The 16079-nt window shown below is 57.6% G+C and carries 16 protein-coding genes; 10 read left to right on the forward strand and 6 right to left on the reverse strand.

From position 1 onward, the window contains the following. Positions 1-97 precede the first annotated feature (97 nt). The gene (locus J1C54_RS07290; RefSeq protein WP_370635620.1) at positions 98-1204 is read right to left on the reverse strand and encodes an NADH:flavin oxidoreductase; all 1107 of its coding nucleotides are present in this window, start codon (positions 1202-1204) and stop codon (positions 98-100) included. A gap of 104 nt (positions 1205-1308) precedes the next feature. Between J1C54_RS07290 and J1C54_RS07295 the strand changes: the two genes are divergently transcribed. Continuing rightward, positions 1309-1746: a helix-turn-helix domain-containing protein gene (locus tag J1C54_RS07295; protein ID WP_229146126.1), complete on the forward strand. Its 438-nt coding sequence runs from the start codon at positions 1309-1311 to the stop codon at positions 1744-1746. A 12-nt stretch (positions 1747-1758) separates the two neighbouring features. Here the strand turns inward: J1C54_RS07295 and J1C54_RS07300 are convergent, their stop codons facing one another. From J1C54_RS07300 to J1C54_RS07315, 4 genes are read right to left on the reverse strand one after another with little or no spacing between them, the layout of a single operon-like run. Continuing rightward, positions 1759-2319, reverse strand: coding sequence for a carbonate dehydratase (locus tag J1C54_RS07300; protein ID WP_229146127.1), 561 nt, complete (start codon positions 2317-2319; stop codon positions 1759-1761). 17 nt (positions 2320-2336) lie between these two features. Continuing rightward, positions 2337-3014, reverse strand: coding sequence for a ribulose-phosphate 3-epimerase (gene rpe, locus J1C54_RS07305; protein ID WP_229146128.1), 678 nt, complete (start codon positions 3012-3014; stop codon positions 2337-2339). A gap of 17 nt (positions 3015-3031) precedes the next feature. After that, complete coding sequence (murU, locus tag J1C54_RS07310) at positions 3032-3694, reverse strand: N-acetylmuramate alpha-1-phosphate uridylyltransferase MurU (protein ID WP_229146129.1); 663 nt, start codon at positions 3692-3694, stop codon at positions 3032-3034. Then, complete coding sequence (locus tag J1C54_RS07315; protein WP_229146130.1) at positions 3691-4713, reverse strand: aminoglycoside phosphotransferase family protein; 1023 nt, start codon at positions 4711-4713, stop codon at positions 3691-3693. Before J1C54_RS07315 ends, murU begins: the two co-directional genes overlap by 4 nt. Before the next feature lie 56 nt (positions 4714-4769). Between J1C54_RS07315 and J1C54_RS07320 the strand changes: the two genes are divergently transcribed. The 6 genes from J1C54_RS07320 to J1C54_RS07345 are packed head-to-tail and all read left to right on the forward strand — an operon-like array spanning position 4770 to position 11334. Next, positions 4770-7043 carry an LPS-assembly protein LptD gene (locus J1C54_RS07320; protein WP_229146131.1) on the forward strand — a complete coding sequence of 758 codons (2274 nt, stop codon included), beginning with the start codon at positions 4770-4772 and terminating at the stop codon, positions 7041-7043. Further along, positions 7040-8323: a peptidylprolyl isomerase gene (locus J1C54_RS07325; protein ID WP_229146132.1), complete on the forward strand. Its 1284-nt coding sequence runs from the start codon at positions 7040-7042 to the stop codon at positions 8321-8323. The genes J1C54_RS07320 and J1C54_RS07325 overlap by 4 nt, the downstream gene beginning before the upstream one ends. Then, a complete protein-coding gene (gene pdxA, locus J1C54_RS07330; protein ID WP_229146133.1) occupies positions 8323-9312 on the forward strand; it encodes a 4-hydroxythreonine-4-phosphate dehydrogenase PdxA in 990 nt (329 codons plus the stop codon). The genes J1C54_RS07325 and pdxA overlap by 1 nt, the downstream gene beginning before the upstream one ends. A 2-nt stretch (positions 9313-9314) precedes the next feature. Further along, positions 9315-10130, forward strand: a complete 816-nt coding sequence (gene rsmA, locus J1C54_RS07335; protein ID WP_229146134.1) for a 16S rRNA (adenine(1518)-N(6)/adenine(1519)-N(6))-dimethyltransferase RsmA — start codon at positions 9315-9317, stop codon at positions 10128-10130. Then, on the forward strand, positions 10120-10503 hold the full coding sequence (gene apaG / locus J1C54_RS07340) for a Co2+/Mg2+ efflux protein ApaG (RefSeq protein ID WP_229146135.1): 384 nt from the start codon (positions 10120-10122) through the stop codon (positions 10501-10503). The genes rsmA and apaG overlap by 11 nt, the downstream gene beginning before the upstream one ends. A gap of 9 nt (positions 10504-10512) precedes the next feature. Then, positions 10513-11334 carry a symmetrical bis(5'-nucleosyl)-tetraphosphatase gene (locus tag J1C54_RS07345; protein ID WP_229146136.1) on the forward strand — a complete coding sequence of 274 codons (822 nt, stop codon included), beginning with the start codon at positions 10513-10515 and terminating at the stop codon, positions 11332-11334. A gap of 14 nt (positions 11335-11348) precedes the next feature. On the opposite strand, the gene J1C54_RS07350 is transcribed toward J1C54_RS07345, so the two are convergent. Further along, positions 11349-11882: a DUF2058 domain-containing protein gene (locus J1C54_RS07350; protein ID WP_229146137.1), complete on the reverse strand. Its 534-nt coding sequence runs from the start codon at positions 11880-11882 to the stop codon at positions 11349-11351. 141 nt (positions 11883-12023) lie between these two features. On the opposite strand from J1C54_RS07350, the gene J1C54_RS07355 reads away from it, so the two are divergent. From J1C54_RS07355 to J1C54_RS07365, 3 genes are read left to right on the forward strand one after another with little or no spacing between them, the layout of a single operon-like run. Beyond that, complete coding sequence (locus tag J1C54_RS07355) at positions 12024-13331, forward strand: DEAD/DEAH box helicase (protein ID WP_370635625.1); 1308 nt, start codon at positions 12024-12026, stop codon at positions 13329-13331. A gap of 14 nt (positions 13332-13345) precedes the next feature. Further along, positions 13346-14518, forward strand: coding sequence for a glycosyltransferase (locus J1C54_RS07360; protein WP_229146139.1), 1173 nt, complete (start codon positions 13346-13348; stop codon positions 14516-14518). After that, positions 14518-15957 carry a GMC oxidoreductase gene (locus tag J1C54_RS07365; protein WP_229146140.1) on the forward strand — a complete coding sequence of 480 codons (1440 nt, stop codon included), beginning with the start codon at positions 14518-14520 and terminating at the stop codon, positions 15955-15957. The genes J1C54_RS07360 and J1C54_RS07365 overlap by 1 nt, the downstream gene beginning before the upstream one ends. Positions 15958-16079: the final 122 nt, after the last annotated feature.

Below are 16079 nucleotides of genomic sequence, written 5' to 3' on the forward strand. Positions count from 1 at the left end.
AACCAAATACATCCCTAACAGCAAAGCTGCGGAAACAAATAAATTGGTTAAAGTACCTGTCATGGTCATACATTGCCCCCGCTGATACCCGACAACCTCAATAATATTTTGCCAGCGACATTTTACTGAACGGGCTCAACTCGTCATTGCGGCCATCACGAATTTTCTCCAGCCACTGGGGGTCCTGCAGCAGGGCGCGGCCAACCGCCACCAGATCAAACTCATCAGCAGCCATCCGGCGCAGCAGTTCATCGATCCCCACCGGCGCAGCCTCACCGCCCATGGCCATGCCGGCCTCACCGATAAAGTCGTCATCCAGGCCAACACTGCCCACGGACATGGTTGGTTTACCGGTCAGCTTCTTTGTCCAGCCGGCCAGGTTCAACTCTGAACCGTCGAACTCTGCCTCCCAGAAGCGACGCGTGGAGCAGTGGAAGATATCCACGCCCGCTTCCACCAGCGGCCCAAGGAAGCGGCCAAGCTCATCAGGCGTCTGAACCAAACGGGCGCTATAATCCTGCTGCTTCCACTGGGAGTAACGCAGAACAATAGCGAAATCCGCTCCCACCGCCTCACGCACCGCCCGCACGATCTCTACGGCAAAGCGACCGCGATTTTCCAGCGAGCCGCCGTATTCATCATCACGCTGGTTGGTACCTTCCCAAAAAAACTGGTCAATCAAATAGCCGTGGGCGCCATGGATTTCCACACCATCGAAACCCAGCGCCTTGGCGTCCCTGGCGGCTTCAGCAAAGGCTCTCACCACATCATTAATATCCTGCCTGGTCATGGCATGGCCAACCACCTTACCGGGCTTGACCATACCGCATGGGCTGTAGCCGGGGACGTCCTTGTCCGGGCCAATGCCGGGACGGCGCACCGAGCCGACATGCCAGAGCTGGGGAATAATCTTGCCGCCGGCGGCATGCACCGCCTCGACCACCTTTTTCCAGCCATCCAGGGCCGCGCCATGGAACGCCGGCACCTGCTCGTAGCCATTGGCTGCCTTGTGGTTAACCGTGGTGCCCTCGGTGATCAGCAGACCAACCCCGGCCTCCGCGCGGCGACGGTAGTAGGCCACTACCTCGTCGTTGGGAATGTAATTTGGCGAACGCATACGGGTCATCGGCGCCATGGCGACCCGATTGGCCAGATGCAGGGATTTGCACTCGAACGGGCGAAAAAGTGGGCTGGTATCAGTCACGAAAACCTCGGCATCAGGGGCGACAGTCGCCCGACATTAGTTTTAATTTGCAACCTTATTGATAAAGGTTGCGTTTTGCAACCATATTGCAGAAACTGGCCAACATGAACCGGCCAAACCCTGCCACCGACCCCTGCTCCCTCGCCCGCGGCCTCGCCGAGGTCGGTGACTGGTGGTCGCTGATGATCATCCGTGAAGCCATGTACGGCACCCGCCGCTTCTCGGACTTTCAACAGAACCTCGGCATTGCCCGCAATATCCTGAGCGATCGGCTCAACAAGCTGGTGGAGCGGGACATTCTGCGCAAAGTCGACGCCGGCGAACATGGCACCCGCTTCGAGTACCGCCTGACCGACAAGGGGCGGGATCTTTTCGTAGTGCTCACTGCCCTGCGGCAGTGGGCCGACAAGTGGGTATTCCAGAACGAGCCGCCATTCCTTCTTGTCGACCGCATCAGCGACCGCCCGGTACAACAGGTACAGGTGCTTGACGCCGACGGCCAACCGCTAAAGCTTCATCAGGTAGCCATTGCCGCCAGCTGACTTTATGCGCCATTAAAGCTCGTTCTGAATCCTTTTGTAGCCCTGAACCAGTCGTAGATTCGTTTGCGCCACATCTTCAGAGAAACTTGATGCATCCGCGCGCACCGGTTTAATGGTGGCCAGATCAGCCGGTTTGCGGATATTGCTGGTGGATGGAATATGGAAATTCTCCGGAATCACTACTCCTTCCACCACCGAGTTGTGCCGCACCACAGAACCCGCCCCGACTTCGCAGTTAAACAGCACAGAGTTGAAGCCGATAAACACATTGCTACCGACCTTGCAGGGACCATGGACAATGGAGCGGTGGGCAATCGAAGTATTCTCACCGATCTCGACTCGAGCACCCGACTTGGAGTGAATAACCACTCCGTCTTGAATATTGGAGTTATCCCCTATGACGATGGGCTCCATGCCGCCTTCCGCATTAACCTCATCGGCGCGAATCACCGCATAGGGTCCAATAAATACATTTTCACCAATAATAACCTTGCCACAGATAATCGCCGTCGGATCCACGAACGCAGACTCCGCCACCACAGGCAAATCGCCACTCGGGTTTTTACGAATCATTCTCTATTCCCCAGTGACTAGCTAACCGATGCCAATGCCGCTCTCATGGCATCAATCACCACGTCATAATCCGGACGCCCATAAATTGCTGAACCGGCAACAAAAGTATCTGCGCCAGCAGCAGCAATATCGGCAATATTGTTTTCACTGATTCCGCCATCCACTTCAAGGCGTATAGCCAAACCACTGTCATCAATCAAACGACGAACCTTCTCCACTTTCTTCAATGTGCCGGGAATAAATGACTGACCACCAAAGCCCGGGTTGACGCTCATCAGCAGAATCATGTCCAGCTTGTCCATCACATACTCGAGGCAATCTGGCGAGGTGGCCGGATTCAACACCAGGCCCGCCTTGCAGCCCCGTGAACGGATCAGCTGCAACGAGCGGTCAACATGATCACTGGCCTCCGGATGAAAGGTAATGATGCTGGCCCCAGCGTCGGCAAACGAATTTATCAGGGAGTCCACCGGACTAACCATCAAGTGCACATCAATGGGCGCGGTCACACCATAGTTACGCAGCGCCTTGCATACCATCGGGCCAATAGTCAGATTCGGCACATAGTGGTTGTCCATCACATCGAAGTGCACCACATCGGCGCCGGCGTTTAGCACCGCATCAACTTCTGCGCCGAGCCGGGCGAAGTCAGCAGATAAAATAGACGGAGCAATCCAGTAGTCCTGCTTGGCCATAAAAACCCCCGAAAAAATCAGTTCGCGCGCAAATACGCATCCAGTTGTTCAAGTCGCTGGGGAGTGCCGATATCCCACCATGCCCCGGTGAAGTGCTCGCCACTAACCGCATCATGGCACATCGCCGCACGCAACAGCGGTGCCAGTTTCGCTTCACCGTCGGCAAGCTCATAAAACAAAGCCGGGCGATACACGCCAATCCCGGAAAAAGTCAGCTTCGACTTGCCATTGTCACGGACCAGACCGCGGGAATCCAAACCAAAGTCACCGTTCGGGTGATGTTCCGGGTTAGTCACCAGCACCAAGTGAGCAAGGCCGACCGGCTCATGCAACCGGGCGAAATCAAAGTCTGTCCAGATATCACCATTAATCACGGCAAACGGCTCATCACCGAGCAATGGCAGTGCCCGACGAATGCCGCCAGCCGTTTCCAGCGGCGTGCCCTCACGGGACCACTCGATCGATACACCATAGCGACTGCCGTCACCCAGCGCAGCTTCAAGCCTGTCACCGAGCCAGGCGGTATTGATCACCAGTTGGCGAAAGCCAGCTTGCTGCAAGCGCTCAATGTGCCACTCAATCAGACTTTTACCACCCGCCGGCAGCAATGGCTTGGGGGTGTGATCCGTCAGCGGCCGCATGCGCGTGCCGAGGCCTGCAGCCAGGATCATGGCCTTCACAGACCAACTCGATCCATCAGGGCGCCAAGCGGAGCCAACTGCTCACGCCGGCTGATTACGGTACGCAAATAGGCCGCGAAGCGGGGCACATCCTGCAGGTACTTTGGTTTACCGTCACGGTGACAGATGCGGGCAAAGATGCCGATCACTTTCAGATGCCGCTGCGCGCCCATCAGATCGCAGTCATACAGAAATTGCTCAAATGAAGCGGGCACTGGCAACTCAGCTGACCGCGCTCGCTGCCAGTAAAGCTCAAGCCAACCCAACACCCGCTGCTCCGGCCAACTAATAAAAGCATCTTTGAACAGCGAGGTGACGTCGTAACTGACTGGCCCGTATACGGCGTCCTGAAAATCGATAATGCCGGGATCAGGGTCACTATCCATCAGGTTACGTGGCATATAGTCCCGATGAACATACACCTGACCCTGACTCAGCGCCCGCGCCACCAGCAGCTCAAAGATGGTATCCAGCTCGGCCCTCAAGCCGGCATCTATCTCGATGCCAAGGTGGCGCTTCAGATACCACTCGGGAAATAGCTCCAGTTCACGGCGCAGCAGGGCTTCATCGTAAACCGGCAGCACATTGGGCTGACTGACCCGCTGAATCCGGATCAGTGCATCAATGGCATGACTGAAGCGCTGGTCTGCATTGTCTTCGTCAAGCACCGTCAACCAGGTCTCGGTGCCCATGTCCGGCAACAGCAGGAAGCCTCTGTGGAGGTCCTGGGCAAGGATATGCGGCACATGCACCCCGGCATCGGCAAACAGCCCGGCAATGCGTACAAATGGCCGGCAATCCTCCTGCGGCGGCGGCGCATCCATACCAATAAGGCTGCGCTCACCATCGCCATCGACAAATTTGTAACGAAAATACCGCCGGAATGAGGCATCCGCAGACGCCGGCTGACCACTGAGCGGCCGGCCAATTTGCGCAGAAACCCACTCATCCAGCGCCGATTTGCGCTCATCCTGACCGGTTTTAGTGTCGATCTGCCCTGTCTCTGTCGCCGGCTGCATTGCCACCCTCTATCCAGTAAACTGCCGTCCGGCTTTTTACCTGTTCCGGATTGCGAATGCCACTGCGCCCCACCCGATTCCTGCTGATTACCAGTTTGCTGGCAGGCCCGGTGCTGGCTGACGATCTGAACTGGGTCAAACGCAAGGAGATGGAATCCCTGCCGCAGGAGATGCAACAGCCAATCCCTGCCTGGTGCAGTGGCACCTACTATAATCCGGCGCTCGCCAACCCGGCGAGCTCTGGCGACACCCTGATCAGCGCAGAACGCTCCCAGTTCGAGATGGATGGCGACGCTGTACTGGAAGGCAGGGTAATCATCGAACAGCCCGGACGCACACTGAGCGCCGACTTCGCTCGCTACAACCAGAGCAGCGGTGACTTCTCCTTGGACGGAGATATCCAGCTGGACACCGATAGCCTGAGCTTTCGTGCCGACTCTCTGAGCGGAAATATGAAAAACCGCCAAGCCAACCTGCTCGGCGCCCGCTATGCGTTGTATGAACAAAATGCCCGGGGAGACGCGGATAAGATTGACCAGAACGGCCAGCAAATTGTTATTGAGCGTGGCAGCTACACCACCTGCGCGCCTGGCTCCGACGGCTGGCGGCTGAATGCCCGACGCATTGATCTGGACCGAGAGAAGGGCTGGGGTGAGGCTCGCCATGTGGTTTTGCGGGTAGAAAATGTGCCCCTCGCATACATCCCCTGGATTACCTTTCCGATCGACGACCGCCGCAAAACCGGCCTGCTGTTTCCTTCCTTCGGCACCTCGGATAGTGGCGGCTTCGACATCAGCCAGCCGTTATACCTGAACCTTCACCCACAGGCGGATGGTACGCTCGCTCCGCGCTATATCGATGGCCGTGGCAATGGCATTGATACCGAGTTCCGCTACCTGACCCGCCTCGGCCAGGGCGACCTGGTGTACGGCCTGCTTAAAGAAGACAAGCTATTCAACGATGAAGACCGGGTAGTTGCCAGCTGGAACCATGAGGGCAGCCTGGACCGCTGGCTATTCAGCACCGACGTCAATTATGTTTCCGATGATTTTTACTTCAAGGATCTGGACACCGGCCTTGAAGTCGCCTCGCTCACTCACCTGCCTCGAGAAGGTCAGGCGGAATATTTCGGACGGCACTGGCGCTTTCTCGCTCGTCTGCAAGCCTGGCAAACCATCGATCCAACGCTGGCAGATGACGACCTGCCCTATCGTCGCCTACCGCAGCTTAGCCTGACCGGCACGCAGCCCATTGCCGGGCCGCTAGCCCTCGACTGGGCCAGTGACATCACCGTATTCGACCGAGATGCCTCCCTGCTTACAGATGATATCCGTGGCCAGCGCATTCATCTGCAACCGGCGCTGACAGTTCCCCTGGAAGCCTCATGGGGTTATTTACGCCCACGAGTTCGTTTCTACGAGACTGCCTACTCGCTAAGTGGCGTAGACACCCTGCCATCAGATACTCCGACCCGCTCGTTATGGGGCACAAACCTCGACGGCGGCCTGTTTCTGGAACGCCCCTTCGCCTTTGCTGGACGTCAGCTACTGCAGACTCTGGAACCGCGCATTTTCCTGAATCATATTGAACAGGAAGAACAGTTTGATTTGCCGGACTTCGACAGCGGCCGGCTAACCTCATCGTGGGACACCTTGTTTCGGGAAAACCGCTTTACCGGCTACGATCGCATCGGCGATGAGCAGAGCGGCACGCTTGGTATTACTTCCCGCTTTGTCGACCCACAACGGGGCGACGACCTGTTGACTCTGCGTGCCGCACAGAAATTCCATCGTCGTGACCGGGTAGTGGAATCAGGCAATGTGGATCTGCCAGCCAACACCTTGCAGCAATCAGCGGTCGTGGCAGACGCCACTCTGCAGATTGATCAACGCTGGTCCATGTTCGCCGAGACCCAGTGGAACTCTGAAAAAGACCGCCGGGAGCAGAACAGTCTGCGCATTGCCTATAGCGACCGCAGTCGTCTGCATCTATACGCGGGCTACCAGTACCGGCCCATTGATAATATCCGCCAAACGGAACTCGCAGCCATGGTTCCTGTCCACCGCAACTGGAGTCTGATCGGGCGCTGGCTGCATGATCTTGGCGAGCGACGCTCTCTAGAAAACGTTTCCGGAATTGAGTATCGCGACTGCTGCTGGCGCATCCGCCTGATCAACCTGCGCGAACTTAGCGACCGTGATGGCGATACCACGCTCGACCCAGAACGCACCACGCTGCTACAGATCCAAATGGTTGGTCTGGGTGGTTTCGGCGGCACCGTCGACACGCTGCTGGAACGCGGCATTCCAGGCTACAGGAGAACCCAATGATTCGATTTGCCAGCCTTGCCCTGCTCCTGTCGGCATTGGCATTTTCCCAATCAGCTAGCGCCGAGGTTGTCACGCTGGACAAAATTGCCGCCGTCGTTGACGACAGTGTCATCATGGCCAGTGAGCTCAGTGCCCGCGTCGCAGATATTCGACGCAATATCAGCGCGGAAGGACGCCCGGCACCACCGGACGACATTCTTCGCACTCAGGTACTGGAGCGCATGATTGTCGAACGCATCCAGGCGGCCCAGGCTAATCGTTTAGGTATCCGTATTGATGACACCAGTCTTAACGAGGCTCTGACAGGCATTGCCCGGCAAAACGGCTTCAGTCTGGAAGAATTTGCCGCGCACCTGACCTCCGAAGGCTATCAATGGGCAGCCTTTCGGGAACAGCTGCGCAGTGAGATGGCAATCAATCAATTACGCCAGCGCAGAGTCAGTCAACGTATCCGTATTACTGACGGCGAGCTCGACCGATTTATCAGCTCGGAACAGGGCCGCCAATTATTTGAAGCAGAGTTTCGCCTGGGTCACATCATGGTGGCCGTTCCGGATGGCGCTTCGGAAGATCAGCAGCGCAAAGCAGAGCAGCGCGCCAATGACATCATGCAGCGCCTGAAGGAAGGTGCGGATTTCTCCGCTCAGGCAGCCGAGTTTTCAGACGGCCAATCCGCTCTTGAAGGTGGGGACCTCGGCTGGCGGCCAGCTGCGCAGTGGCCATCCCTATTCGCTGATGCGGTGATCAACCTGCAGGCGGGGGAATTGGCTGGGCCACTACCCGCCAGTAACGGCTTTCACATTTTGAAGATGATTGACCGACGTGGTGATGAGCAGCAATTGGTGGACCAGTACCTGGTGCGGCATATCCTGATCAGGCCGACTACTTTACGTAGCAACGAAGAAGCCCAGCGCTTGAGTGGCGAGCTGCACGATCGCATCATTCAAGGTGAAGACATGGCCCGTCTGGCACGGGAGTTTTCCGACGACCCGGGTAGCGCACGCAGCGGCGGCAGCCTTGAGTGGGTATCTCCCGGTGAAATGGTAGAAGAGTTTGACCAACAGATGCAGTCAATTCCCGCAGGCCAGATCAGTGATCCATTCCGCACCGAGTTCGGCTGGCATATTCTGCGAGTTGAACAGGTGCGCCGCGCCGATATGAGCGAAGAATACCGACGGTTGCGCGCTCGGCAGGCGTTGCACCAACGTCGCTTTGCGGAAGAGCTGGAGTTGTGGCTAGCTGAGCTGCGTCAAGAAGCTTACGTAGACATTCGCCTCTGATGAGCACTCCTGTTGCGGTGACCTGTGGAGACCCGGCCGGCATTGGGCCGGACCTGATTTTGCAGTTGCAGCAACAGCTTCCCGACACCGCAATGGTTGTGCTCGGCGATATGGCCGTTCTTGAGGAGCGAGCCCGCCAGCTTGGTCTGAGCGTGTCTCTGCGGGACTGGCAACCGGGCGACCCGCTGCCGCCTGACTGCCTTGCCGTATGGCACTGCGACAGTGGCGTCAGGGTGCATGCTGGTCAGCCTGACCCAGCCACGGCGCGCAGCATTCTGACTATTCTGGACCGCGCCGCAGACGGCTGTCTGGATGGTACATTTTCCGCCATGGTCACCGCGCCACTGGCCAAGCATGTTATCCGTGAAGGCGCTCAGCCGGACTTCATCGGCCACACCGAGTATCTTTGTGCACGCGCTGGAGTAACACGGGTAGTCATGATGCTGGTGGCTGACAAACTGCGCGTCGCCCTCGCCACCACTCACCTGCCTCTACGTGAGGTAGCGGACGCCATTAACAGCACCTCGCTGCAACAGACCATCAAGATTCTGGAGCATGACTTGCGCAGCCATTTCGGCATAACTGACCCCAATATTATGGTACTGGGACTGAACCCTCACGCTGGCGAAAACGGCCACCTTGGCGACGAAGAGCAGCGCATCATTATCCCGGCCCTGGATCAATTACGCCTCCAGGGCATAAAGCTCACCGGCCCGCTGCCGGCGGATACCGCCTTTACCCCCCGCCACCTGCAGGGTCATGATGCGGTACTAGCGATGTACCATGATCAGGGCCTGCCGGTACTGAAGTACGCTGGCTTCGGCGAGGCAGTCAACATTACGCTGGGACTGCCGTTTATCCGCACATCCGTGGACCATGGCACCGCCTTTGATCTGGCCGGCAGCGGCCGCGCAGATTCAGGCAGCCTGATTGCCGCCACCCGGCTCGCTGCCAGACTGGCGCGGCAAAAAAATACTCAGGAACAGTGAATATGCAGCATCAGGCGCGCAAACGTTTCGGCCAGCACTTTCTCACCGATACCGCTCTGGTAGAAAAAATGGTTCGAGCCATTGCTCCCACCGACGAGCAAATTGTGGTGGAAATAGGCCCGGGCCAGGGCGCCCTCACCTTGCCGCTACTTGATCGCATTCAGCATCTGCAAGTAGTGGAGCTGGACCGTGACCTGATCACTGAACTGGAACGCCGCATTGCCAAGCAGCGAATTACCATCCACAGTGCCGACGCCTTGAAATTCGACTTTTCTTCGTTGGCACAAAACGGCCAGCGAGTCCGAGTGGTGGGCAACCTGCCTTACAATATTTCCACTCCCTTGATGTTCCATCTGCTTGATCAGGTCGATGTCATTGAAGACATGTGCTTTATGCTACAAAAGGAAGTTGTCGATCGACTGGTTGCCTCACCCGGCACTGCTGACTGGGGCCGCCTGTCTGTGATGATTCAGTATTACTGCCAGAATGATTATCTTTTCTTTGTACCGCCCACTGCATTTTCACCACCCCCCAAGGTTGATTCGGCGGTAGTGCGGCTAACCCCGTATCGCCAATTGCCTCACCCGGCGGATGACGTGGACGTACTGCGTCGAGTTGTGGCGCAGGCCTTTACCCAGCGCCGCAAGGTGATTAGTAATGGTTTGAAGTCTTTTCTCACCAGCGAGCAGATTGCAGCAGCCGGCGTAGACCCTGGCCTGCGTCCAGACAGTATTGGTCTGGCTGGCTTTGTATCCCTGGCCAATCAAGTCAGCCGGCTATCTTCAGCCGCCCAACCGGACAACCACCATGCAGGATGATCCGCGCTACCACGTTCGCGTGTTTGTACAAACCGAGTACCTGCCTGAGCAAAGCGACCCGGAGGGACATCGCTGGGTGTTCGCTTACCACATCACCATCCGCAACGAAGGTGAGCAGGCCGCCAAGCTACTTACACGTCATTGGGTTATCACCGATGGCGATGAGCGGGTTCAGGAAGTGCACGGTGAGGGTGTGATTGGCGAACAGCCCAATCTGGCGCCAGGACAAATCTTTGAGTACACCAGCGGCTGCGTACTGGAAACCAGCGTCGGCAGCATGCATGGCAGCTATCAGATGCTGGCTGAAGATGGACACTGCTTTAATGCCGATATTCCAGCCTTTACCTTGGCACCACCACACAGCCTGCACTAAGGAGCCTGCGTGAGCACCTACGCCATCGGAGATCTGCAGGGCTGCCTTGGCGCCTTTGAACGCCTGCTTGAACAGATCAACTTCAAAGCCGGCGCAGATCGACTATTGCTAGCCGGCGATCTGGTGGCTCGGGGGCCCGACTCCCTTGGCACATTGCGCAAGGTTTATGGACTCCGCGACCATCTTCGCTGCGTCCTGGGCAATCACGACCTGCACCTGCTAGCCGTTGCTCATGGTGCTGCACCGCTGAAAAAAAAGGATCGCGACCTGCAGGCCATTCTTGACGCCCCGGATGGTGATGAGTTGCTTGGCTGGCTACGGCAGCAGCCACTGATGATTGATATCCCTGAGTTTGATGCAGTGATGACCCATGCCGGCATTCCGCCGCTGTGGACACTTGATCAGGCGCGTAGCCGAGCCAGAGAAGTGGAAGCCGTGTTGCACAGTGATCAGTGCAAAGATCTTTTTAATAATATGTATGGCAATGAGCCGGCCGGCTGGTCAGATGCACTGCATGGCGCCGACAGGTTGCGGGTCATTACCAATCACTTCACCCGCATGCGCTTTATCAATGAAGCTGGTGAGCTTGAACTGCAAACCAAAGGCGAGGCGGCTGCGCCACCGCCGGGCTACTTTCCCTGGTTTGACCACCCCAAAAGAGTTCACTACAGCACCCGGATCCTGTTTGGTCATTGGGCTGCGCTAGCCGGCGACGTTGCCATCGATGGCATTGAGGCACTGGACAGCGGCTGTGTCTGGGATGGCTTTTTAACTGCGTTCCGACTTGAAGATCAGCAACGCTTCCAGTGCGACTGCCGCAAACACAAATAGTGTAGCGGCAAGCCTCACCACATCAGATCATCCGGAATTGGATAGTCCGCATAGGGATCATCGTCCGCCTGTTGGCCAGAATCACGTTCATGACGCACCACCACAACGGCCGCATCCCGCTCAGCAATCTTGTCCGCAATAGCCGTGGGCACCACTTCAAAGCCATCCGCCAGACGCACCACGGCAAGCATGCCTCGGGCCAGCTGATCTGCGATCAGGGCGCTGACATAAATCTTCTGAATTTTTTTGCCATCAACAAACTGAAATGATTGCTCTGCCCCTCGACGGTCGACCCGATGGGCCTCAATCAGCTGACGAATCTGCGCAGCAATCTCCTTATGACGCTGCTGCGCCTGACGCTCCGCATTCAATGCCCGGTCGCGCTCCGCCTGAGCTTCGCGGGCCTGGCGCACTGCTTGCGCCGGGTCTTGCGCTTCACCCCGAGCAACCTGCTTGGCCTGCTGGCGCTTGGCATGGTCTGCCTGACGAGCCTTCTTGGCGTCTGCCAGGCCCGCTTTGAGCAGCTGATCTTTCAGGGAACCGGCCATCTCTACTCCACAGTAACGGTAATAACCCGGACATTATGCCCTTGCTCAGAGAAACAGCCCAAATCCATGCGGATACGGGTAAACTGCACACCATTGCACTATCGCCTGACACCCAGCCCAGCTCACTGGAATAACGACATGATGTTTACCGATTTTGCCCTGCATGAGCGCCTGCTGCGCGTCGTTACCGAACTTGGCTTCAATGAGCCGACACCGGTCCAGCAAGCCGCCATTCCGGTGATCATGAATAATCGCGACCTGCGCGCCATTGCCCGCACTGGCTCGGGGAAAACCGCTGCCTTCCTGCTGCCCATGCTGCACAAGCTGTATGGCGACCCAAAGCCGCGCACCGCCACCCGGGCGCTGATCCTGCTGCCCACCCGTGAATTAGCCCAGCAGACTCTGAAGCAGGTCACCCAGTTTGCCCGCTACACCTTTATCAAGGCCGAGCTGGTCACCGGCGGTGAAGACTTCCGCATCCAGGCATCACGCATGCGGCGCAACCCGGACATCCTGATTGGCACACCCGGTCGTATGATCGAGCACTTCAACGCCGGCCATCTGGAGCTGGGTGACCTTGAAGTGCTGGTGCTGGACGAAGCCGACCGCATGCTCGATATGGGCTTTGCAGAAGATGTGCTGAAACTGGCCGGCCTGTGCAATAGCGAGCGGCAAACCCTGCTGTTCTCGGCCACCAGTGGAGGCCCCGGACTGGATCACGTTGCTCAACAGGTACTGCGCGAGCCGGAACAGCTGACCCTGGACGATGTCCGGTCTCTGGACATCCATATCGGCCAGCAAATCATCACCGCCGACGATATCAGCCACAAAGAGCGCTTGCTGCAATGGCTGCTCGCCCACGAGGAATATCGTAAGGCAATTATCTTTACCAACACCCGTGTTCAGGCCGATCGTTTAGGCGGCGTGATGGTGGCATCGAATATCCGCAGCTATGTGCTACACGGTGAGAAAGACCAGAAAGATCGCAAGCAGGCCATGGACCGATTACGCAATGGCGATATCGATGTATTGGTGGCCACCGATGTGGCTGCCCGGGGCATCGACGTTGGCGGTCTTGATCTGGTGATCAACTTTGATATGCCTCGCAGCGGTGACGACTACATTCACCGCATCGGCCGCACTGGTCGCGCAGGCGCCAGTGGCCTGGCCATTTCTTTTGTGCTGACCAACGAATGGAATTTGATGGCGAGCATCGAACGCTACCTGAAGCAGAAGTTCGAACTACGCGTTATCAAGGAGCTTAAGGGCAGCTTTCAGGGCCCGAAAAAACTAAAAGCATCTGGCAAAACCGTTGGCACCAAGAAAAAGAAGAAGGATGGCAATGCTACGAAGGGCAAAGCGAAGCCGGCCAAGAAGCCGGCACGCAAACCCAAGGCGCCGGCAATATCTAATCCTGGTGGCATGGCGCCGCTAAAGAAGAAAAAGTAACAAGGCAGCTGTCTATGGCCAGAATACTATTTACCTGGGAAATGGGTGAGGGTCTCGGCCACCTGATGCCGATGCGGCCGGTGTTTGAAAGGCTGGTCGAGAACGGCCACCAACTCCTGGTAGCAGCAGCTGATTTGCGCAGCGCCCGGGCTGCGCTTGGCCATATTGCGACAACTATCGTACAAGCACCGATGGTCGCAGACCGGCGCTACACACTGGGCCGGCCGGCAGAGGGCGCAGCTGATTTGCTGGCTATGAACGGCTTTCTTGATCCGGAAAGCCTGCAAGGCCGACACCATGCCTGGCGCCAATTGGCCACGCTGCTAAAACCCGACGTACTCATTGCAGACCATAGTCCCGGTGCCCTGCTGATGGCCCGCGCACTGTCCATTCCTGCTATTCATACCGGCACGGGTTTTTCCCTGCCTCCGGAGTGCCGGCCGGTTCTATTTCCCGGATTTGAGGCGGCACCCAATATCGTTCGTGAGGAGGCGCTGCTGCCACACTTCAATGCTCTGGTAGAACAGGATGGCGGCACGCCACTATGCATGCTGGCGGACCTGTATAACCGGGTAGAGAAAAAATTCCTGCTTACTTTCGAAGAAATTGATCACCTCGGCCCACGCACTGGGCTACGCTACCTTGGCGCCAATGTACCCAGTGACGGAGAGGAGCCTGAGTGGCCAGCGGCTGGCAAGCAAAAGGTTTTCGCCTACCTGAAGCCTTTCCCGGCCATTGATCAGTTTCTGCAAGCTGTGAACGATATGGAGCTTTCACTGCTGATGTTTCCTGATCGGGTAGACCCGGCCATTCTCAAGCGACATCAAAGCAGCAATATCCGCTTTGTCAGTCAGCGGCAGAATATGCGCACCCTGATGGAGCAATCTGAGCTGCTGGCATTTAATGGCAATCACGGTACCGCCGCAGCAGCTCTGCTGGCTGGAGTGCCCATGCTCGGCTTACCTTTGCATCAGGAGCATGAGGGCTGTTGTCGACGCATTGTCGCCTCCAATCTGGGTACTGCCCTGTTCCGAAACCAACCGAAGAAAATCCGACCCATGCTGGAGTCACTGATCGACAACCCGGAGCAAAAGCGTATCAACCTGGAAGTGGCGCAGCGTTATCAAGGCTTTGATTATCAGGACAGCGTGGCCTACATGGTCGCCGCCACAGAAGAGCTGCTCTGATGAACAGACGCGAGTTTATTCGTAATAGCGCCATGGCGCTGGCGGTGTCACCGTTTGTCAGCATCGCCGGGTGTGGCCGCAAAACAGTCACCGACTTCGCCATCGTCGGCTCCGGGCCGGCTGGCATCGCACTGGCGGATAAATTAGCTCAGGCAGGTAAACAGGTAGTAGTTCTGGAAGGCGGACTACGCCAACAAAGTGAAGCACTACAGGCCATGCATGAGGTTGAGCCCGGCCAATGGGGCCTGTCATATAACTTTGGCTGGGCCACCCAGCGCATGCTTGGCGGCACCACCAATCTTTGGCAAAGCCACTCACCGCGGCCCCATGACATTGAGCTGATGTCCGCCAGCCAGCGGGGATATGGTGTCGACTGGCCGATTACGCCAGCGCAGCTGCGCCCATGGCTAGCCAGCGCTGAGGCCTGGCTACGGATCAGGCCGGCGGACCCAGCCAACAATCCTGACTTGCCGCTCAATCCCTACATCGAAAGCAGTGCCGCATTGCGGGCTTTCTTGCAGCCCCACTACCAGACCCTTGAGGCCGGTGCCTACGGTATGTTTAAACGCTCAGGCATGGATGCGTTGCGCCTGCTCAAACACGGCGAGATCGACCGGGTCGCGGCGCTGAAGACCGTGGCCATTCACCCCGGCACCACAGTCCGGCGAATACTGATGGATGGGCGGCGAGCTCGGGGACTCGAATGTGTCGACCAGCAAGGCAAGGCATTAACTGTCGAGGCTGGCGCCATCATTGTCTGCGGCGGCGGCATCCAGACACCCAGGCTGCTTTGGAATAGTGCCGCCGAAGGCATTGGCAATCACAGCGACTGGCTCGGCGCCGGCTTTATGGATCACCCTGGGCTGCGACTCTACGGCCACCGTGACAAGCCGCTGCTGCCCGCCGGCGCCGCTGAAAGTCATCTCCACGTACGCGATATGCTGTTCAACAAAGCGCACCATGGGCTGGGCGGAACACTCCTGCGTATTGGCCTGATACCGGGGCCGGAAGGGAGCGAATACACGTTGATAGAAAGCCTGTTTGAACAGGCTCCGGAGCACAGCAACCGAATCGTCCGGGGCGCCTCCAAGGATGCTCTGGGCGATCCTCTTCCCAAAATGCACTACCGCCTGAGCGATCTGGATAAGGCCACTATTGCCCTGGGCCAACGCCTGCAACGCACTTTGGCCGAGCAACTGGGGGGTATCGACTCGGCCAGCCCGTTCCGGCACTCATCTCACCACCTGTGCGGGGCAACCCGGATGGCCAAAGACCCGGCGGATGGCGTGGTCAACACAGACCTGCAGGTGTGGGGCACGGACAACCTGTATATTGCCGGCAGCAGTGTATTTCCAACCAGCACCACTGTACCGCCTACCCTGATTCTGACAGCTCTGGCCCAGCGGCTTGCAGACCACCTGATTAATAACCCCGCGTGAAGGCCGGAACCGGTTCACATCCCTGTCTTATCTGTCTAATATGACTTAGCGAACTCAGTAGCTGAGGTCACGCGCCTTTGTCCGTGGCCTGGAGCAACACAGCCGCCACTACCACCCGTCAA

This window comes from Alcanivorax sp. 1008 (assembly GCF_020667895.1).
Classification (GTDB): Bacteria; Pseudomonadota; Gammaproteobacteria; order Pseudomonadales; family Alcanivoracaceae; genus PGZG01.